The organism is Paraburkholderia sp. GV068, from assembly GCF_003058125.1.
Lineage (GTDB): Bacteria > Pseudomonadota > Gammaproteobacteria > Burkholderiales > Burkholderiaceae > Paraburkholderia > Paraburkholderia graminis.
The window spans coordinates 83,566-102,050 of sequence record NZ_QBUB01000012.1 but is presented as its reverse complement, the minus strand read 5'-3'; the positions used below and the strand labels follow the sequence as shown (position 1 = coordinate 102,050).

17 protein-coding genes are annotated in these 18,485 nt (G+C 61.2%); all 17 read right to left on the bottom strand.

Features of this window, described 5'->3' with window-relative positions:
* Positions 1 to 56 precede the first annotated feature (56 nt).
* The gene (locus C8K18_RS23080; RefSeq protein ID WP_006050846.1) at positions 57 to 596 is read right to left on the bottom strand and encodes a F0F1 ATP synthase subunit delta; all 540 of its coding nucleotides are present in this window, start codon (positions 594 to 596) and stop codon (positions 57 to 59) included.
* Between the two features lie 2 nt (positions 597 to 598).
* The gene (locus C8K18_RS23075) at positions 599 to 1,069 is read right to left on the bottom strand and encodes a F0F1 ATP synthase subunit B (RefSeq protein WP_006050845.1); all 471 of its coding nucleotides are present in this window, start codon (positions 1,067 to 1,069) and stop codon (positions 599 to 601) included.
* Positions 1,070 to 1,204: 135 nt separating this feature from the next.
* Positions 1,205 to 1,474 (bottom strand): F0F1 ATP synthase subunit C, encoded by a 270-nt coding sequence (gene atpE, locus C8K18_RS23070; RefSeq protein ID WP_006050844.1) that lies wholly within the window; start codon positions 1,472 to 1,474, stop codon positions 1,205 to 1,207.
* Between the two features lie 81 nt (positions 1,475 to 1,555).
* Positions 1,556 to 2,407, bottom strand: a complete 852-nt coding sequence (gene atpB, locus C8K18_RS23065) for a F0F1 ATP synthase subunit A (protein ID WP_029971217.1) — start codon at positions 2,405 to 2,407, stop codon at positions 1,556 to 1,558.
* 157 nt (positions 2,408 to 2,564) lie between these two features.
* Complete coding sequence (locus C8K18_RS23060; protein WP_107710029.1) at positions 2,565 to 3,119, bottom strand: ATP synthase subunit I; 555 nt, start codon at positions 3,117 to 3,119, stop codon at positions 2,565 to 2,567.
* Positions 3,120 to 3,604: 485 nt separating this feature from the next.
* A complete protein-coding gene (locus tag C8K18_RS23055) occupies positions 3,605 to 4,492 on the bottom strand; it encodes a ParB/RepB/Spo0J family partition protein (protein WP_107710031.1) in 888 nt (295 codons plus the stop codon).
* A gap of 18 nt (positions 4,493 to 4,510) precedes the next feature.
* Positions 4,511 to 5,302 carry a ParA family protein gene (locus tag C8K18_RS23050; protein WP_006050840.1) on the bottom strand — a complete coding sequence of 264 codons (792 nt, stop codon included), beginning with the start codon at positions 5,300 to 5,302 and terminating at the stop codon, positions 4,511 to 4,513.
* A gap of 65 nt (positions 5,303 to 5,367) precedes the next feature.
* Entirely contained in the window at positions 5,368 to 6,063 is a 696-nt protein-coding gene (rsmG, locus tag C8K18_RS23045) for a 16S rRNA (guanine(527)-N(7))-methyltransferase RsmG (protein WP_107710033.1), read from the bottom strand.
* Positions 6,060 to 8,018 carry a tRNA uridine-5-carboxymethylaminomethyl(34) synthesis enzyme MnmG gene (gene mnmG, locus C8K18_RS23040; protein ID WP_107710034.1) on the bottom strand — a complete coding sequence of 653 codons (1,959 nt, stop codon included), beginning with the start codon at positions 8,016 to 8,018 and terminating at the stop codon, positions 6,060 to 6,062. Before mnmG ends, rsmG begins: the two co-directional genes overlap by 4 nt.
* A 162-nt stretch (positions 8,019 to 8,180) precedes the next feature.
* Positions 8,181 to 8,933 (bottom strand): ABC transporter ATP-binding protein, encoded by a 753-nt coding sequence (locus C8K18_RS23035; RefSeq protein ID WP_006050837.1) that lies wholly within the window; start codon positions 8,931 to 8,933, stop codon positions 8,181 to 8,183.
* An 11-nt stretch (positions 8,934 to 8,944) separates the two neighbouring features.
* Positions 8,945 to 10,729, bottom strand: coding sequence for an ATP-binding cassette domain-containing protein (locus tag C8K18_RS23030; protein ID WP_107710036.1), 1,785 nt, complete (start codon positions 10,727 to 10,729; stop codon positions 8,945 to 8,947).
* Between the two features lie 4 nt (positions 10,730 to 10,733).
* On the bottom strand, positions 10,734 to 11,789 hold the full coding sequence (locus C8K18_RS23025) for a branched-chain amino acid ABC transporter permease (RefSeq protein ID WP_107710038.1): 1,056 nt from the start codon (positions 11,787 to 11,789) through the stop codon (positions 10,734 to 10,736).
* Between the two features lie 163 nt (positions 11,790 to 11,952).
* The gene (locus tag C8K18_RS23020) at positions 11,953 to 13,125 is read right to left on the bottom strand and encodes an ABC transporter substrate-binding protein (protein WP_006050834.1); all 1,173 of its coding nucleotides are present in this window, start codon (positions 13,123 to 13,125) and stop codon (positions 11,953 to 11,955) included.
* A 387-nt stretch (positions 13,126 to 13,512) separates the two neighbouring features.
* On the bottom strand, positions 13,513 to 14,679 hold the full coding sequence (locus tag C8K18_RS23015; RefSeq protein WP_107710040.1) for an ABC transporter substrate-binding protein: 1,167 nt from the start codon (positions 14,677 to 14,679) through the stop codon (positions 13,513 to 13,515).
* A gap of 524 nt (positions 14,680 to 15,203) precedes the next feature.
* Complete coding sequence (locus C8K18_RS23010) at positions 15,204 to 16,175, bottom strand: branched-chain amino acid ABC transporter permease (protein ID WP_006050832.1); 972 nt, start codon at positions 16,173 to 16,175, stop codon at positions 15,204 to 15,206.
* Complete coding sequence (locus C8K18_RS23005; RefSeq protein WP_006050831.1) at positions 16,175 to 17,059, bottom strand: branched-chain amino acid ABC transporter permease; 885 nt, start codon at positions 17,057 to 17,059, stop codon at positions 16,175 to 16,177. The genes C8K18_RS23010 and C8K18_RS23005 overlap by 1 nt, the downstream gene beginning before the upstream one ends.
* A gap of 164 nt (positions 17,060 to 17,223) precedes the next feature.
* Positions 17,224 to 18,438 (bottom strand): ABC transporter substrate-binding protein, encoded by a 1,215-nt coding sequence (locus C8K18_RS23000; protein ID WP_006050830.1) that lies wholly within the window; start codon positions 18,436 to 18,438, stop codon positions 17,224 to 17,226.
* Between the last annotated feature and the right edge of the window lie 47 nt (positions 18,439 to 18,485).

Here is an 18,485-nt window from a genome sequence, read left to right as displayed (position 1 = left end):
TTCGCTCCTGATAGTCAATTCTGTTGCGTGCCAGCCGCTTCAGCGCCGTGGGCGCTTCAGGCCGTCAGAGCCGTTTGCATGCTGGCAAGCCGCGCGCGGACCGAGGTATCGAGCACTTCATCGCCGACCGTCACGCGAACGCCGCCGATCAACGACGAGTCGATCTCGACCGTCGGCTTCAGCTTGCGTTTGAACTTGCGTTCGAGACTTGCGACGAGGTCGTTCAACTGCGCGCCTTCGAGCGGAAATGCGCTGACGATCAGCACATCGGCCGCCCCTTCGCGGGCGTTCTTCAACTCTTCGAACTGCACAGCAATTTCCGGCAGCAATTGCAGACGATGGTTGTCCACCAGCATTTGCACCAGATTCTTCGCTTGCGCGTTGTCCTTGAGCGGCGACTTGACCGCAGCCAGCAGCAGTTCGCTGACCTGGGCGCGGCTTACTTTCGGGCTCGAGGCAATCGACAGCACTTCGGGCAGACGCGCAACCTGTGCCAGCTCCTGCACGAGCGTGGACCAGGCGGCGATGTCACCAGCTTCGGCCACGCCAAACAGCGCTTCTGCGTACGGACGGGCGATGGTTGCAAGTTCGGCCATGATCAGAGCTCGGCTTTCAGTTGATTCAACAGGTCAGCGTGAGCTGCCTGGTCGACTTCGCGCTTCAGGATCTGTTCAGCGCCCTTCACTGCCAGTGCGGCGACTTCGCCGCGCAGCGTTTCGCGCGCCTTCACGACTTGCTGCTCCGCGTCGGCCTTCGCTTGCGCGATGATGCGAGCGGCTTCAGCTTGTGCTTGAGCCTTGATTTCGTCAGCGACTGCCACAGCGCGCTTTTCTGCGTCAGCAATGCGCTGCTGACCGTCGTTGCGTGCCTGGGCGAGTTCCTGGTCGACGCGCTTGTGAGCGGCTTCGAGTTCCGCCTTGCCCTTCTCAGCGGCAGACAAACCGTCAGCAATCTTCTTCGAGCGCTCGTCGAGGGCGTTGATCAACGGCGGCCACACGAACTTCATCGTGAACCACGCGAGGATCAGGAACACGACCATTTGCGCAAACAGGGTTGCGTTGAGATTCACGGTGTTTCCTTAAACGTTGCTAGTTCGGAAAGTGAAACGGCAAGGCGCTCATCGATTCTGTGCTCGATCAGCGCCCAAGTGCCCGTTCCGCCCTGCGCCTTCAGTTATAGCTCAGGCGCAAACTTCCGAGGAACCTCAGCCTGCCAGCTTGGCCAGCAGCGGGTTCGCGAACGCAAACAGCATTGCCACACCAACGCCAATCAGGAACGCCGCATCGATCAGACCAGCCAGCAGGAACATCTTGGTTTGCAGCGGGTTCATCAGTTCCGGCTGACGAGCACATGCTTCGATGTACTTGCCGCCCATCAGGCCGATACCGATACAGGCGCCGATTGCACCCAGGCCGATGATGATGCCGATACCGATGGCGGTCAGACCCTGGATGTTGGCGATGAAAGCTTGCATGATCACTCCTTTGTGAAAAGTCTTTTAGAACTGGTTGGAACTGGGATTTGAAAAACTACGATTCTTTTAACGACGCGCAGGTTAGTGCGTGTCGTGCGCCTGGCCGATGTACACCAGCGTCAGCATCATGAAAATGAACGCCTGCAGCAGAACGATCAGGATGTGGAAGATTGCCCACACGCTGCCGGCGATCACGTGGCCGATGAAGCCAAGCACCGTCGTGTCCGCGCCGAAGCTCCAGATGCTGCCGAGCAGGGCAATCAGCAGGAACAACAGTTCGCCCGCGTACATGTTGCCGAACAGCCGCATGCCGAGCGAGACCGTCTTCGCGACGAACTCGATGATGTTCAGTGCAAGGTTCGGGATCCACAACACCGGATGCGCGCCGAACGGAGCGGACAGCAGTTCGTGCACGAAGCCGCCTGCGCCCTTGATCTTGAAGTTGTAGTAAATCATCAGCGCGAACACGCCGAGTGCGATGCCGATCGTGCCGTTCAGGTCGGCCGTCGGAACGATGCGGTGATGCGGGATGGCTTCCGACAGACCGAGCCAGCCGATCACGTGGCCCGGCAGGTCGACGGGGATGAAGTCGAGCGAGTTCATCAGCGCGACCCATACGAACACCGTCAGAGCCAGCGGCGCGATGAACGTGCGCGTGCCGTGGATCATCGACTTCGATTGGTCCTCGACCATTTCGACCAGCATTTCGATCGCGCACTGGAAACGGCCCGGCACGCCGGACGTTGCCTTGCGGGCAGCGAGATGCAGAATGATGATGGTGGCCAGACCGCAAACGATCGACCAGAACAGGGTGTCCAGATTCCACACGTGGATGTCGAAAATCGACGTCTGGTGCCCGGTGGAAAAGTTTTGCAAGTGGTGCGCGATGTACTCGGACGGATCCATTGCGCGCGTGCCTTCGCTAGCTGCCATATCGTTAAAGCCACCCAAATTGTCGAAAATCGTCTTGGGCCGTTCCCGCCGCAAAGCTCTATTGCGGGAACGCGCCGGGTGCGGATGGTGTCATATCCGCACGCTCTCGCCGGCGCCACGCGCCGGCTTCAAATCTTTGCAGTTGCCTGTTGCTTCCTCAGCGCCACGCCAAGGCAATCCAGTACGTCTTGAGCGCGATGAGATAAGTCACGAGCAGCGGAACCCAGCGCACGTCGTGATACCAGAAGGCGATGGCTACAAACATCGCGATCGTCGCCCCCATCTTGAGCGCTTCGCCGAGCACCCAGCTCATCACTGTTTCGGCGCCGCTCAGTGTTCTCAGTCGCGCCGCGAACAATGCGCCCGGCACCCAGCAGATCGCTCCCCCCAGGAACGCGGACAGCGCAGCAGCGCCCGGCGGCTTATAGAACAGCCACCACACCAACGTTGCAACCAGGGACAAAACCATTTGCGCTGCCACGACCTTGAAAGGCGTAACGCGCGATGGACGACTCACATTCGGGCCAAACAGCTTTTCTGCTTCGGCCCGCGTGAGCGGAACGATATTGTTATCCTGCTCGGCGTCCCACGATTCTTCGCGCGCGACTTGCTGAGCGGTGGAGGCATTCGACACGGTGCGCTCTTCGCGGTGTTCATCGCGCCCGTTGCCGCGCCCATTTTTTGGCGCTCGATTCGACGCTTTGACCGCCATCGCAGTGTTCCGAAAGTCTCGTTCCGATCAGCGAGCTTTCGCTGCGCTTACGGGGTTGCCGTGCAATTAAATCCGGGCGATTGTAAGCGATAGTTGCAGGCAATTCAAGACTTTAGGCCGTTCAATAAACAGTGCGAAACGACGCTTCGCGATGTGGAAAAGCCTTCATGGCTACGCGCAGCACGTTAAATGTAAGGCTGTCGGGCAGAGGCAAAACGCATGCGCAAACTGGCAAGTTTTCTCACTGTAGATAGGCGCGAAAAACGTTGCAGGGGACGTCTCGAAAATGCAACAACCGATGACGGGCGGTTTACTTGACCGCGCGGCGCGATGCGTTTTTCTTGGCGGCGGAGATAAGCGTTCTGCTCTTGTCTTGCGCCGCCATCTTTGGTCGCCGATGCCGGATTAGTTAGGAATCCAAGAAAATCTGGACGGTGCAGCTAATTTCTCTGCACCGCCCACGATTGATAGCAAACGATTCTGCTCTAAGCCGTAGCATTCCCGCGCAAGCGCACCAGGATGCCTTCCAGCGCATCGAGATCGCCGAAGTCGACCAGAACCTGGCCGCGGCCGCGTCGACCGAGCTTGATCTTCACTGTGGCGGCGAGCAAGTCGGACAGTTCTTCTTCCAGTCGTCGCGTATCCCGGCCGCCGTCCGGGTTCGCGCGTGCCTTCACCGCCGGCGCCGCCTTGGTCGTCGCCGCCACCAGCTTCTCGGTTTCGCGCACCGACATCCGCTTGTTGACGACCTGATTCGCCAGCGTGATCTGCGTCGCGGCATCGACCGCGAGCAACGCGCGCGCGTGCCCCATGTCGAGGTCGCCGGCAAGCAGCATCGTCTGAACCGGCGTGGCAAGGTTCAGCAGACGCAGCAAGTTGGATACGGCGCTGCGCGAGCGGCCAACCGATTCCGCCGCCTGTTCGTGCGTGAAATCGAATTCGTCGAGCAAGCGCTGAATGCCTTGCGCCTCTTCGAGCGGATTCAGATCTTCACGCTGAATGTTCTCGATCAGCGCCATCGCTGCCGCGGCCTGATCGGGCACGTCCTTCACCAGCACGGGCACTTCTTCCAGGCCCGCGAGGCGCGCCGCGCGAAAACGCCGCTCGCCCGCGATGATTTCATACTTGTCCGCCGACACCGGCCGCACGAGGATCGGCTGCATCACTCCCTGCACGCGGATGCTGGCCGCCAGCTCCTGCAACGCGCCCTCGTCCATGCGCGTGCGCGGCTGATACTTGCCGGCCTGCATTTTCGACAGAGGCAGCACATTCGGCGCACCTTCTATCGCCACCGCCTCCGTGATGTCGGCGCTTCCGCCGAGCAACGCTTCCAGGCCGCGGCCCAATCCCTTCTTTCTTGCTACTGCGTTCATCGTGCTTCCTCGATCCGCTTAGGATGCCTGGGGCGCGTCATTCAGTGCGCGCACCCGTTCAATCATTTCCGCGCCGAACTGCACATACGCTTGCGCGCCACGCGACGCCCTGTCGAATACCACGCCCGGCAATCCATAACTCGGCGCTTCGGCGAGACGCACGTTGCGCGGGATCACCGCGTCGAACACCTTGTCGCCGAAATGCTCTTTCAATTGATCGGAAACTTGCTGCTGCAATGTGATGCGCGGGTCGAACATGACGCGCAACAAACCGATCACCTTGAGGTCCCGGTTTAAATTCGCGTGCACCTGTTTGATGGTGTTGACCAGATCGGACAGCCCTTCGAGCGCGAAGTACTCGCACTGCATCGGAATCACCACGCCATGCGCGGCGCACAGGCCATTGAGTGTCAGCAGCGACAAGGCCGGCGGACAGTCGATCAGGATAAAGTCGTACTCGCCTTCGACTGCGGCAAGCGCGGCCTTCAATTGGCGCTCGCGATTCTGCACGCTGACCAACTCGACTTCGGCGCCGGCTAGTTCACGATTGGCGGGCAGCACGTCGTAATCGACGGCTTCCGGGCGCATGCGCGCATCAGCCACCGAGACGCCATCCACCAGCACTTCGTAGACGGTGTTCGCACACGCGGCCTTGTCGATGCCGCTACCCATCGTGGCATTGCCCTGCGGGTCCAGATCGATAAGAAGGACTCGCTGTCCCTGCGCTGCCAGGCTGGCCGCCAGATTGACTGTCGTCGTCGTCTTGCCGACGCCGCCTTTCTGGTTCGCAACGCAGAAGATTTTTGCCATCGTTGGAATGTCCCTTTTGCTGCCTGAAGATGTAGTTACGTGGTCAAACTGATGAGCGGCGAATGTCACTTCGAGGCCTGACGGGCTTCGTCGACGAGAACGGTGAGCAGATGGCGCTCGGCGTCGAGAAACGGCACCTGGAGCCGCACCGTTTGCTCCACGTGGGCGCCTGCCGGCAAGCGCTCGATCTCGCCGTCCGGGCGCACGCCCTTCATCGCGAGGATCACGCCGTGCTCCGCGACGAGATGACGGGCCAGTGTAACGAAATCGGCGAGTTCTGCGAATGCTCGCGAGACGATTACGTCGAACTTTGCCGGCACTTCGGCGCCAGGTTGCAAGGTCTCGACGCGCCCCGTCACCACTGACAGATTCGTGAGCCCCAACTCGGCCTTTGCCTGAGCCTGAAAAGCCGATTTCTTATGAACGATGTCGTTCACGGTGACGCCGCAATCCGGGAGGACGATCGCCAGCACGATCCCGGGCAAGCCACCGCCGGAACCAACGTCGAGCACTGAGCGCGGATTGCGCAGCGCCAGATGCGGCACGATGGAAAGCGAGTCGAGAATGTGCTGAATCAGCATCTGTCGCGGATCGCGGATCGCCGTCAGGTTATAGACGGCGTTCCATTTACCCAGCAAAGCGACGTAGTCGAGTAGCTTGCCAAGTTGCGCGTCATTCAGGTCGAGACCGAGTTCACGTGTGCCGTCCGTGAGTAGCTGCGCCAACGCTTGCCGGTCGCTGCCCTTCTGCTTCGACGTCATTGCGCCACCGGCGAGCTGTCGGCGCCCGGCTCCGCGGGCTTCGCAGCACGGCGGCCGAGCCCACGCTTCAGGTGCACCATCAGCAACGAAATGGCTGCGGGCGTGATCCCCGAAATGCGCGATGCCTGACCGATAGTCTCGGGACGGAACTGCGTCAGCTTCTGGCGCGCTTCGAACGACAGCCCTCTTACTTCCGCGTAGTCCAAGCCTTCCGGCAAGCGCGTGCTCTCGTGCGCCTCGTTCCGTTCAATTTCATCGGCCTGACGGTCGATATAGCCCTGATACTTGATGCCGATTTCGATCTGTTCCTTGATCTGAGCGAGCAATACCTCGTCTTCCGCCAGGGTCTCAGGCGCGGCGCACGCGCCGGCTCGCAACGCGCAAACGCCGTCATAGCTGACGCCGGGCCGACGCAGCAGATCTGCCAGACTGTATTCGTGATCGATAGGCTTACCGAGTAACGCCGTGGCTTCGTCGGCGGATAGCGTCTTCGGGTTCACCCACGTTGTCCGTAGCCGCTCTGTTTCACGTGAAACAGCGTCGCGCTTGCGGCTGAACGTGTCCCACCGGACGTCGTCGACCACGCCCAACTCGCGGCCGATTTCCGTCAGCCGCATGTCCGCGTTGTCCTCGCGCAAGCTCAACCGATACTCGGCGCGGCTCGTGAACATGCGATACGGCTCGGAGACGCCGCGCGTGACGAGATCGTCGACCAGCACACCGAGGTACGCCTGATCGCGACGCGGGCACCACGCGTCCTTCCCTTGGACGAACAGACCAGCGTTGATGCCAGCCAGCAGCCCTTGAGCCGCGGCTTCCTCATAGCCAGTCGTGCCGTTGATCTGACCCGCGAAGAACAACCCGCTAATTGCCTTAGTCTCCAGCGACGCCTTCAAGCCGCGCGGATCAAAATAATCGTACTCGATCGCGTAACCCGGTCGCAGGATGTGCGCGTGCTCTAGCCCGCGCATCGACCGCACTAGCTCAAGCTGCACATCGAACGGCAGACTGGTGGAAATCCCGTTCGGGTAAAACTCGTTGGTCGTCAGCCCTTCCGGTTCCAGGAAAATCTGATGCGATTCCTTGGATGCGAAGCGGTGAATCTTGTCCTCAATGGACGGGCAGTACCGCGGCCCCACTCCTTCGATCACGCCCGTGTACATCGGCGAGCGATCCAATCCACCGCGGATGATGTCGTGCGTACGCTCGTTGGTATGCGTCACCCAGCACGGCACTTGCTGCGGATGCTGCTCGGCCCGACCGAGAAACGAAAATACTGGCACCGGATCGAGGTCGCCCGGTTGCTCTTCCAGTTGCGAGAAATCTATCGTGCGACCGTCAATGCGCGGCGGCGTCCCCGTTTTGAGACGTCCTTGCGGGAGCTTGAGCTCCTTCAAACGCGCCGACAGCGAGACGGCCGCCGGATCGCCCGCCCGGCCGCCCGTGTAATTGTTCAACCCAACGTGGATTTTGCCGTCGAGGAAAGTCCCCGCCGTGAGCACGACGGCGCGCGAGCGGAAGCGGATTCCCACCTGCGTAACCGCACCGACGACGCGATCCCCTTCGACCATCAGATCGTCGACAGCCTGCTGGAAAAGCCACAAGTTCGGCTGATTTTCCAACCGATGACGGATCGCCTGCTTGTAAAGCAGTCGGTCGGCTTGGGCGCGCGTAGCACGCACAGCCGGCCCCTTGGACGAGTTGAGAATGCGGAACTGGATTCCACCTTCGTCCGTCGCGGCCGCCATGGCGCCGCCGAGCGCGTCGACTTCCTTGACCAGATGGCCCTTGCCAATGCCGCCGATCGACGGATTGCAGCTCATCTGTCCAAGCGTTTCGATGTTGTGCGTGAGCAGCAGGGTTTTATTGCCCATGCGCGCGGAGGCCAAAGCGGCCTCGGTGCCGGCGTGGCCTCCACCGACAACGATTACGTCAAATTCTGTGGGAAAAAGCATCGCGGATCTCACGCCAGATCGTCGCGTGAGCCTTCAAAAGAAAAGTATTGCGCGAATTATAACGGGTTCGGTTTCGGCCCGAATTCGGCCGAATGTCCTAAGACAAAAAAAGCGGCGTGTTTCACGTGAAACACGCCGCTTCCGAACCCCCGAAAAGAACGCTCAGGCTGCCTTTTTGGCCAGCCCCAAATAAGTCTCGATGACCCGCGGATTCTGCGCCAACTCGGCCGCCGCGCCTTCCAGCGCAAGTTCGCCGGTTTCGAGCACATAGCCGTAGTCAGAAATTTGCAGCGCAGCGCGCGCGTTCTGCTCGATCAGAAGCGTCGCCACTCCCGTCTGGCGCAGCGCGCTGATGATGTGAAAAATCTCCTTCACGATCAACGGTGCAAGACCCAGACTCGGCTCATCCAGCATCAGCAAGTCCGGTTTGCCCATCAGCGCGCGCCCTACGGCGAGCATCTGCCGCTCACCGCCGGACAACGTCCCTGCCGCCTGCTTGCGGCGCTCCTTCAGGCGCGGGAAGAGTTCAAAGACCGGTTCGATTTGATCCAGGAAGTTACGCTCGCCCGCCCGCTTGCGCCGGTAAGCGCCCAGAACGAGGTTGTCCTCGACGGTCATCGACGCGAAAAGCTCGCGCTTCTCCGGCACCAGACACATGCCGCGAGCCACGCGCTTCTCGACAGGCACCGCGCTGACGTCTTCGCCCTGGTAGACAACCGCACCCTTCGCGTGCCCGGTCGGCGGCAAGGCGCCCATGATCGCGTTCAGCAACGTCGATTTGCCCGCGCCGTTCGGCCCGATCACCGACACGATCTGGCCGGCCCGTACCTTGATCGCCGCGCCGTGCAGTGCCTCGACTTTGCCGTAGCGCACGGAAAGACCGTTCACATCGAGAATCGGTGCCGCTGCATTCATGTCGTTCTCCATTACTCCACCCCGCCGAGGTACGCCTCGAGCACAGCCGGGTCCTGCTGCACTTCCTGCGGCAGACCTTCGGCGATACGTGTGCCGAATTCCATCACGACTAGCCGGTCGGTCAGATTCATCACAAAGTCCATGTCGTGCTCGACCAGCAGCACACTCATCCCTTCCGCCTTCAGCCGGCGCAGCAGGTCCGCCAACTGCAACTTCTCCTGATACCGCAAGCCGGCCGCCGGCTCATCGAGCAGCAGCAATGTCGGATCACAGCACAGTGCGCGCGCGATTTCGAGAATCCGTTGCTGCCCGAGCGCGAGACTTCCGGCTTCGTCGTACATGTGCTGCTCGAGTCCGACGCGCCGGATCTGACGAGCCGCCTCGGCCATCAACCGCGCTTCTTCGACGCCATTCAGGCGCACGACGCTTCGCCAGACACCCGCATGCCCGCGCAAATGTGCGCCAATCGCTACGTTCTCTAGCACGGTCATGCCCGGCAGCAGTTTGACGTGCTGGAACGTGCGGCCGATTCCCCGCTTGACGATTTCACGTGAACTGAGCGAGTCGATCCGCTCGCCGCGGAACGTGATCTCGCCGCTCGTCGCTTGAAGCACGCCGGTCACCAGATTGAATGTGGTCGATTTGCCGGCGCCGTTCGGGCCGATCAAGCCGATGATCTGCCCTGCTTTTACTTCAAAGCTGACGTCGTTCACCGCGACGAGACCGCCGAACTGCTTGCGCGCCTTGTTCACCGTCAACAGGCTTTCGCCGGCCGTCGGCTTGCTGCGCTGCGGCAACGGATCCGCGTGATCCGGCAGATGCGCGCGCGGCCCACGCGGGAAGAAACGCGCGACGAAAGGCCAGACGCCCTGCCGCGCGTATTGCAGCAACAGCACCATCAAAATGCCGAAGACGATCACCTCGAAGTTGCCGTTCTCGCCGAGCAACTTCGGCAGCAGCGTTTGCAAATAGTCCTGCAATACCGTGAGGATGGCCGCGCCGAGCACCGCGCCCCACACATGCGACACCCCGCCCACCACCGCCATGAACAGGAATTCGATGCCGTGATTCAGTCCGAACGGCGTCGGATTCACCGCCCGCTGCAAATGCGCGTACAGAAAACCGGACACGGAAGCCAGCACCGCCGCGTAGACGAAAATGACGACGCGCATCCACGCCGTATTCACGCCCATTGCTTCGGCCATCATGCCGCCGCCGCGCAGGGCGCGGATCGCCCGTCCAGGCCGGCTGTTAAGCAGGTTTTGAACAGAAACGACCGCGCCGAGCACAACAAGCCAGATCAGGTAATAGATATGGCGGCCAGACTCGAGGTCGATGCCGAACACGTTCAGCACCGGAATACCGTTGATACCGTCGTACTTGCCCAGCATCTCCAGATTGCCGAACAGGTAAAACAGCGAGAGTCCCCATGCGATCGTGCCGAGCGGCAGAAAGTGGCCGGACAGGCGCATCGTCACGAGACCCAGGATCAGCGCGATCAACGCCGTCACCAACACGCCGGCAATTAGCGCGAGCCACGGCGAGACGCCGAAGCGCGTGGTCAGGTACGCCGTCGCATAGGCGCCGATGCCGACAAACGCCGCCTGCCCAAAACTCGTCATACCGCCGATGCCCGTCAGCAGCACGAGCCCGATCGCCACGATCGAATAGAGGCCGATGTAGTTGAGCAGCGTCACCCAGTATTCGGGGACGTGAATCGGCTGCGGCAACACCGGCAACGCGAACAGCACGACGAGGAACAGCCAGAAGAACTTGTTTTTCATGATCCGTTTCATCGCGTCACTCCTCTTCCTCTTCCGTGTGCGGGCTGGCGAGACTGCGCCAGAGCAGCACCGGGATGATCAGCGTGAACACGATCACTTCCTTGTAGGCGCTCGCCCAGAACGACGAGTACGACTCCAGCAGACCGACGAGGATCGAGCCGGCCGCCGCCAGCGGATAGCTGACGAGCCCGCCGATAATCGCTCCCACGAAGCCCTTCAGGCCGATCAGGAAGCCCGAGTCGTAGTAGATGGTGGTCAACGGCGCGACGAGAATGCCGCACAGCGCGCCAAGGCCCGCGGCCAGCGTGAACGCGAGCCGCCCTGCTTGCGTCGTGCCGATGCCGACGAGCCGCGCGCCGAGCCGGTTCACGGATGTCGCGCGCAGTGCCTTGCCGGAGATCGAGCGGTCAAAGTACAGATAGAGCGCGCCGATCAGCACGACCGCCGTGCCGACCACCCACAGGCTTTGTCCTGAAATCGACAGGCTGCCGAGGTTGAACGTCGCGTCCGAAAACGCGGTGGTGCGCGAGCCTTCCGCGCCGAACATCACGAGACCGAGGCCCACCATCGCGAAGTGCACCGCCACCGCCACGATCAGCAGCAACAGCGTGGTCGCCTCGGCGATCGGCTCATACGCGAGCCGGTAAACAAACGGTCCCATCGGAATCACGATCAGGAGCGTCAAGGCGCTCTGCGCGATCATCGGCAGAGGGTGAAGGAAAACGCCTTGCGTCAGCGCATAAACCGCGACCGGAAACAGCAGATACTTGCCGACCAGTACGGCCAGCGTGCGCGCCGCATGCCGGCGCCGTTCCGCGTGCCGCACGAACCCCACTACTTCGACGACGAAGCATGCCGCGCCCATCGCCATCAGCAGCCAGCAGGTGGCCGGAAACTTTTGAGTTTGCAACGCGGCGAGCGTGAGCGCGCCATACGAAACAAACTCGCCCTGCGGGATGAAGATCACCCGCGTCACGGAGAACACCAGCACCAGCGCGAGCGCGAGCAACGCGTAAATGGCGCCCGTCGTGATGCCGTCCTGCGCGAGGATCGCCGCAATTGATAGATCCATACTTCCTCGTCCTGAAGCGTCGAAATCGAAACTGGAAAAGACGACCGCCGCGCCGGAGCACGGCGCGGCGGTCGGTGCCATTGTCATCGAACAGAATGGCAGTGCGGCGTCAGATGCCGCACGTCACGAGAGGCGCGTACCGCTTTCTATGAGTCGCTTTGTACTAGTCGTTCTGCAGCTTCCACTTGCCGTCGACGATCTCCACGATCACGCGTGCGCGCTTGTCGAGGCCGTTGTGGTCGGTCGTGGTCGTGTTCATGATGCCGTGCGAGACCGGCAGTTCCTTGATGCTTTCCAGCGCGCCGCGCAGTGCCACGCGGAATGCTTCGGTGCCCGGTTGAGCCGTCTTCAACGCCTCAGGAATCGCACGTTGCAGCATCTGGCCGGCATCCCATGCATGGCCGCCGAAGGTCGCGACCGAACCCGCGCCGTAGGCTTTCTCGTACGCCGCCTTATAGGCCAGCGACGACTTCTTTACCGGATTCGACTCCGGCAACTGATCGGCGACGAGGATCGGACCGGCCGGCAGAATTTCGCCTTCGCAGTCCTTGGCGCACACGCGTAGGAAGTCGTTATTCGCGACGCCGTGCGTCTGGTAAATCTTGCCCTTGTAGCCGCGCTCCTTGAGCGTCTTGGCCGGCAGCGCGGCCGGCGTGCCGGAGCCGGCGATCAGGACCGCGTCGGGATTCGCACCCATCGTCTTGAGCACCTGGCCCGTCACCGACGCGTCGGTACGGTTGAAGCGCTCGTTCGTCACGATCTTCAGGTTGTGCGCAGCGGCTGCGGTTGTGAACACCTTGTTCCAGCTATCGCCGTAGGCATCCGCGAAGCCGATGAAGCCGACCGTCTTCACGCCGTGATGCTCCATGTACTCGGCGATGGCGTCGGCCATCAGGCTGTCGTTCTGCGGCGGTTTGAAGGCCCATGCGCGCTTCGCGTCCATCGGCGAGATGATCGCAGCGGAAGCCGCGAGCGAAATGACCGGCGTCTTGCCTTCGGATGCGGGATCGAGCATGGCCAGCGAATTCGGCGTGACGGTTGAGCCGATGATCGCGTCGACGTGATCTTCGTCGATCAGCTTGCGCGTGTTCTGCACGGCCTTGCCCGTATCGGACGCGTCATCGAGGATGATGTACTGCACCGTCTTGCCGCCGATCTCCTTCGGCAGCAACGCAATCGTGTTTTTCTCAGGAATCCCGAGCGATGCAGCCGGCCCCGTGGTCGACAGCGTCACGCCGATCTTCACCTGAGCGAACGCCGCGCCTGCACCGCACATCAATGCCATCGCGATGCCAGTCCGTACCCATTGCTTTGTCTTTGTCTTTGTCATTGCCATTGCAAGTCTCCAACGCTCCGAAGTGCGTATCTGTGATCCGACTCGTGGGTCGGGTGTCTGAATCTAGTTATAGGGTCCGGCTGTGCCAAGCATGGTTTTCCCTGCTCAACGAGATAGCCTTCGCCGCTTGTAGGTCACTCCCTGCTGCTGCGATTCCTGAAATGTCGTTTCCGAACTGGCGTGCACAAAACACTAACATGTTAGTAGTATTGCGTCGTGTCGCGCCGACGGTCAATAGACTGCAACCCAAATGCGGGTTTGTCCTGAAGCCGCACAACCACACTCGCGGCGTCGATACAGCGCTGCAAAAAGCAACCGAGGCAATAAAAAAGACGCGTCAACTGCACGCGTCTTTTTGTATGAGGTCGACTATTGCTTCGCCCTTGCTCAGTCGCCGGACAACTTCCACTTGCCGCCGACAATCTGCACCATCACGCGCGCCCGCTGATCGAGACCGGCATGGTCGTTCGCGCTCATGTTGAAGATGCCATGCGATGCAGGCAGATCTTTCGTGCCTTCGAGCGCGGCGCGCAGCGCTTCGCGGAACGCCGGCGTGCCGGGCTGCCCTTTCTTCAGCGCGAGAGGAATCGCGCGTTGCAGCAGCAGACCCGCGTCCCATGCGTGACCGCCAAAAGTCGACACCGAGCCCGCGCCATATGCGCCTTCGTACGCGCGCTTGTAGGCGAGCGCGCTCTTCTTCACCGGATTCGAATCGGGCAGTTGCTCCGCGACGAGCAGCGGGCCAGCCGGCAGATATGTACCCTCGCAGTCCTTGCCGCACACGCGCAGGAAGTCGTTATTCGCGACGCCATGCGTCTGGTAGTACTTGCCCTTGTAACCACGCTCCTTGAGCGTTTTCTGCGGCAGCGCTGCGGGTGTGCCCGCACCCGCGATCAACACCGCGTCCGGGTTCTGCGACATGATCTTCAGCACCTGGCCCGTGACCGACGCGTCGTTGCGCGCGAAGCGTTCGTTCGCCACGACCTTGATCTTCGCGAGGTCGGCGGCCTTGCTGAATTCCTTGAACCAGCTTTCGCCGTAGCCGTCCGAGAAGCCGATGAACGCGACCGTCTTCACGCCCTGGTTGGACATGTGCTGCGCGATCGCGGTGGCCATCAGTATGTCGTTTTGCGGTGTCTTGAAGACCCACGCGCGCTTTGCGTCCATTGGCTCGACGATGCTTGCGGCAGCAGCCAGAGAGATAACCGGCGTGGTGTTTTCCGCGGCAACGTCCATCATGGCGAGCGAATTCGGCACCACGGTCGAGCCGATCATCGCGTCGACGTGATCTTCGCTGGTGAGCTTGCGGGCGTTCTTGACGGCTTGCGTCGAATCCGTCGCGTCGTCGAGCACGATGTAATCGATCTTCTGCCCGGCCACTTCCTTGGGCAGCAACGCGATGGTGTTTTTCTCCGGGATGCCGAGCGATGCGGCCGGGCCGGTTGCCGAGACAGTGACGCCGATTTTCACGTCCGCGAATACAGGGCCGCTCCATGCAGCCGAAACTCCGGTGGCGACCAATGCCGCGCTGATCCAACGCAATGCCGACTTCATCCCGCTCCTCTGTGCCCCGTTAAAACAATTCAAATTAAATTCGTGAATTAAATCCCGACCCAGCGGTCGGTGAATGAGGAGTGTAGCGGAGGCGAGCCGCACGCCGCAAGCGTTTTGACGGGCTGTGGCGTGGCAAATGAGCGAATCGTCGGCGACATAAAACGGTCACCGAGTTAGCAAAAGATTTGAATGGCGCTATTTGGAAAACACAAAATAAAAAGCGCTGTTGGATATCAATCCAACAGCGCTTTCGTGTGGGCACTTAGTGCCTCATGTCTCCTCGTTCTCCACCTGCAAATTCGTGGTGCATCAGAACTGCATGAAGGTTAAACGAGCACCCCCCATGCCACAACTAGCAATTACCCTAGTGGTGCAGTGCGGCACTAAATTGGGGCGCGTTTAAGCGCCGTTGCCGCAGGATACGTGAATAAGGGCTCAAGCGGTATCGACCGGTCATACTGCAAAGCAGCGCAATTAGATCGGACGCCGAAGTAATTCGATGCACTGCAACCGGACTGCACCGCTCAGGCGCGCAACGGACGAACGCGCGCGATGATCTCGCCCACGATCCCGCGCCGGAACGCGAGCACGCAGGCGATAAAGATCACGCCCGTCACGATCGTCACCGATTCGCCCAATGAGCGGAACCATTCGACGCCCGTCGTCGAAGCGAGCGCGCTGCCGATGTCGCCCAGCCGATCTTCAAGAGCCACGATCAGCGCCGCGCCGAGCAGCGGCCCGAACAGCGTGCCCATGCCGCCGACGAGCGTCATCAGCACGACGAGGCCCGACATCGTCCAATACGCATCGCTCAAAGTTTCGAAGCCTTGCACCACGACCTTCAGCGACCCTGCGAGTCCCGCAAGCCCCGCCGAGAGAATGAAGGCCAGCAACTTGAAGCGGTCGGTATCGTAGCCGAGCGACACGGCGCGCGGCTCGTTTTCCTTGATCGCGACGAGCACCTGACCGAACGGCGAATGCACGATCCGCACGATCAGCAGGAACGCGAGCACCATGATCGCCAGCACGACAAAGTACAGCGCGACGTCGGACGAAAGATCCAGCACGCCGAAAAGCTTGCCGCGCGGCACGCCTTGCAGACCGTCCTCGCCATGTGTGAACGGCGCTTGCAGGAACACGAAGTAGACCATTTGTGCGAGCGCGAGCGTCACCATCGCAAAGTAAATGCCCTGGCGGCGAATCGCGAAGATGCCGACGACAAACCCCAGCAGCGTCGCGCAAGCAGTGCCCGCAAGCACGCCGAGCTCGGGCGAAAAGCCGAGCGTCTGCATCGCATAACCGGTGACGTAACCTGCCGACGCGAGAAACATCGCGTGGCCGAACGACAGCAGCCCCGTGTATCCGATCAGCAGATTGAACGCGGCGGCGAAGAGCGCGAAGCACATCACCTTCATCACGAAGAGCGGATAGATGCCGAGCACGGGCACCGCGAGGAGCGCGAGCAGCAGCAGACCGTAGAGCAGTTTTCTCTGCATCATTTTTCCTTGCCGAAGAGACCCGCCGGACGCACCAGCAACACGAGCGCCATGATGACGAACACCACGGTCGCCGACGCCTCCGGATAGAACACGCGCGTCAGTCCTTCGATCACGCCGAGCATGAGGCCCGTGAGAATCGAGCCCATGATCGAACCCATTCCGCCGATCACCACGACCGCGAACACGGTGATGATCATCGGCTGGCCCATCAGCGGCGACACCTGGATGACGGGCGCGGCGAGCACGCCGGCAAACGCGGCGAGCGCGACGCCGAAGCCGTAGGTGAGCGTGATCATCAGCGGCACGTTGATGCCGAACGCCTCGACGAGCTTGGGGTTCTCCGTGCCCGCGCGCAGATAGGCGCCAAGCCGTGTCTTCTCGATCACGAACCACGTCGCGAAGCAGACGATGAGCGACGCCACGACGACCCACGCGCGATAATTCGGCAGGAACATGAAGCCGAGGTTGGTCGCGCCCGACAACGCCGATGGCACGTCGTAAGGCTGACCGGACGAGCCGTAGATGGAGCGGAACACGCCTTCCACGACGAGCGTCAGCCCGAACGTGAGCAACAGCCCGTACAGATGATCGAGCTTGTACAGCCAGCGCAGCATCGAGCGTTCTATCAGTACGCCGAACAGGCCGACGAGCAGCGGCGCGATGATCAGCATCGGCCAGTACGGCACGCCGAAGTACGAGAAACCCATCCACGCGAGCATCGCGCCGAGCATGAACAACGCGCCGTGCGCGAAGTTGATCACGTTCAGCAGGCCGAAGATCACCGCAAGGCCCAGACTCAGAATTGCGTAGAACGAGCCGTTCACGAGTCCGAGCAGCAACTGGCTCAGCATCGCGGGAAGCGGAATGCCAAAGATGTCCATTGAAGCCTTCACCTATCGTCAAGGCGAGATCGGTTGCGCACGATCGGGCCGGCACGCGAAGCGCGCATCACGCCGGCCGCGCGCGGCATATGAAGCGAAGCGAAACGAACGGCTGACTGCCCGCGCGGACAGCCAGCCGTCACAGTCAGGCCGTCAATCCGCGCTTATTTCCACAGCGCGCAGCGCGTTTCCGACTTCGTCGTGAACGCCTGCTCGCCCGGAATCGTCGCGGTGATCTTGTAGTAGTCCCACGGCTCTTTCGACTCAGCCGGCGTCTTCACCTGCATCAGGTACATGTCGTGGATCATGCTGCCGTCCTGACGGATGTAGCCCTTCGCATAGAAGTCGTCGATCTTCGTCTTCTTCAGTTGCGCCATGACTTTCTCGGAGTCGGTCGAGCCGACTGCCTGCACCGCTTTCAGGTAATTCATCGTCGCCGAATAGTCGGCGGCCTGCAGGCTCGACGGCATCTTGCGCATCTTGTCGAAGTAACGCTGCGCCCACTTGCGCGTGTTCGCGTCCTTGTTCCAGTACCAGCTATCGGTCAGCACGAGACCTTGTGTTGTTTCAAGACCGAGACTGTGCACGTCGTTGATGAACATCAGCAGCGCGGCGAGCTTCATGCTCTTCGTAATGCCGAATTCCTTCGCGGCCTTGATCGAGTTGATCGTGTCGCCGCCCGCATTGGCGAGACCGAGAACCTGCGCCTTCGACGACTGTGCCTGCAACAGGAACGACGAGAAGTCCGACGCCGACAACGGATGACGCACCGCGCCCAGCACCTGGCCGCCGGTCGCCTTCACCACGTCCGACGTGTTCTTTTCAAGCGCTTTGCCGAACGCATAGTCGGCCGTCAGGAAGTACCACGACTTGCCGCCCTGCTTCACGACCGCTGAGCCGGTGCCTTTTGCGAGCGCCGTCGTGTCGTACGCATAGTGAATCGTGTACGGCGTGCATTGCTCGTTGGTCAGCGTGTCCGCGCCCGCGCCGATGCTGATGTACACCTTGTGTTTTTCACCGGCGACGGTGTTCATCGACAGACCGGTTGCCGAGTTCGTGCCGCCGATCAGCAGATCGAGTCCCTCGCGATCCATCCATTCGCGTGCGCGCGATGCCGCGATGTCCGCCTTGTTCTGGTGATCCGCGTACAGCACGGTGATCGGCTTGCCGTTGACCTTGCCGCCGAAATCGGCAACCGCCATGCGGATCGCCTCGAGGCCGCCCTGGCCGTCGATGTCCGCGTAAAGCCCCGACATGTCGGTGATAAAACCGATCTTCACTGCGTCGTCAGCCGCTTGCGCGCTACTCATCGTGATAGCGGCGCCGGCGGCGACCGCGAAACAAACTGAGGCAAGCCGCGCGAGTGGGTTCTTTTTCATTCGTGTCTCCTGGTTCTTCGCTTGTGGTTATCAGAGGCAGTTGGGCG

Bases quoted from the DNA above. Each gene is read 5' to 3' on its own strand.
- C8K18_RS23080 (WP_006050846.1), bottom strand. From the start codon at position 596: ATGGCCGAACTTGCAACCATCGCCCGTCCGTACGCAGAAGCGCTGTTT.
- atpE (WP_006050844.1), bottom strand. From the start codon at position 1,474: ATGCAAGCTTTCATCGCCAACATCCAGGGTCTGACCGCCATCGGTATC.
- atpB (WP_029971217.1), bottom strand. From the start codon at position 2,407: ATGGCAGCTAGCGAAGGCACGCGCGCAATGGATCCGTCCGAGTACATC.
- C8K18_RS23060 (WP_107710029.1), bottom strand. From the start codon at position 3,119: ATGGCGGTCAAAGCGTCGAATCGAGCGCCAAAAAATGGGCGCGGCAAC.
- C8K18_RS23055 (WP_107710031.1), bottom strand. From the start codon at position 4,492: ATGAACGCAGTAGCAAGAAAGAAGGGATTGGGCCGCGGCCTGGAAGCG.
- C8K18_RS23050 (WP_006050840.1), bottom strand. From the start codon at position 5,302: ATGGCAAAAATCTTCTGCGTTGCGAACCAGAAAGGCGGCGTCGGCAAG.
- rsmG (WP_107710033.1), bottom strand. From the start codon at position 6,063: ATGACGTCGAAGCAGAAGGGCAGCGACCGGCAAGCGTTGGCGCAGCTA.
- mnmG (WP_107710034.1), bottom strand. From the start codon at position 8,018: ATGCTTTTTCCCACAGAATTTGACGTAATCGTTGTCGGTGGAGGCCAC.
- C8K18_RS23035 (WP_006050837.1), bottom strand. From the start codon at position 8,933: ATGAATGCAGCGGCACCGATTCTCGATGTGAACGGTCTTTCCGTGCGC.
- C8K18_RS23030 (WP_107710036.1), bottom strand. From the start codon at position 10,729: ATGAAACGGATCATGAAAAACAAGTTCTTCTGGCTGTTCCTCGTCGTG.
- C8K18_RS23025 (WP_107710038.1), bottom strand. From the start codon at position 11,789: ATGGATCTATCAATTGCGGCGATCCTCGCGCAGGACGGCATCACGACG.
- C8K18_RS23020 (WP_006050834.1), bottom strand. From the start codon at position 13,125: ATGGCAATGACAAAGACAAAGACAAAGCAATGGGTACGGACTGGCATC.
- C8K18_RS23015 (WP_107710040.1), bottom strand. From the start codon at position 14,679: ATGAAGTCGGCATTGCGTTGGATCAGCGCGGCATTGGTCGCCACCGGA.
- C8K18_RS23010 (WP_006050832.1), bottom strand. From the start codon at position 16,175: ATGCAGAGAAAACTGCTCTACGGTCTGCTGCTGCTCGCGCTCCTCGCG.
- C8K18_RS23005 (WP_006050831.1), bottom strand. From the start codon at position 17,059: ATGGACATCTTTGGCATTCCGCTTCCCGCGATGCTGAGCCAGTTGCTG.
- C8K18_RS23000 (WP_006050830.1), bottom strand. From the start codon at position 18,438: ATGAAAAAGAACCCACTCGCGCGGCTTGCCTCAGTTTGTTTCGCGGTC.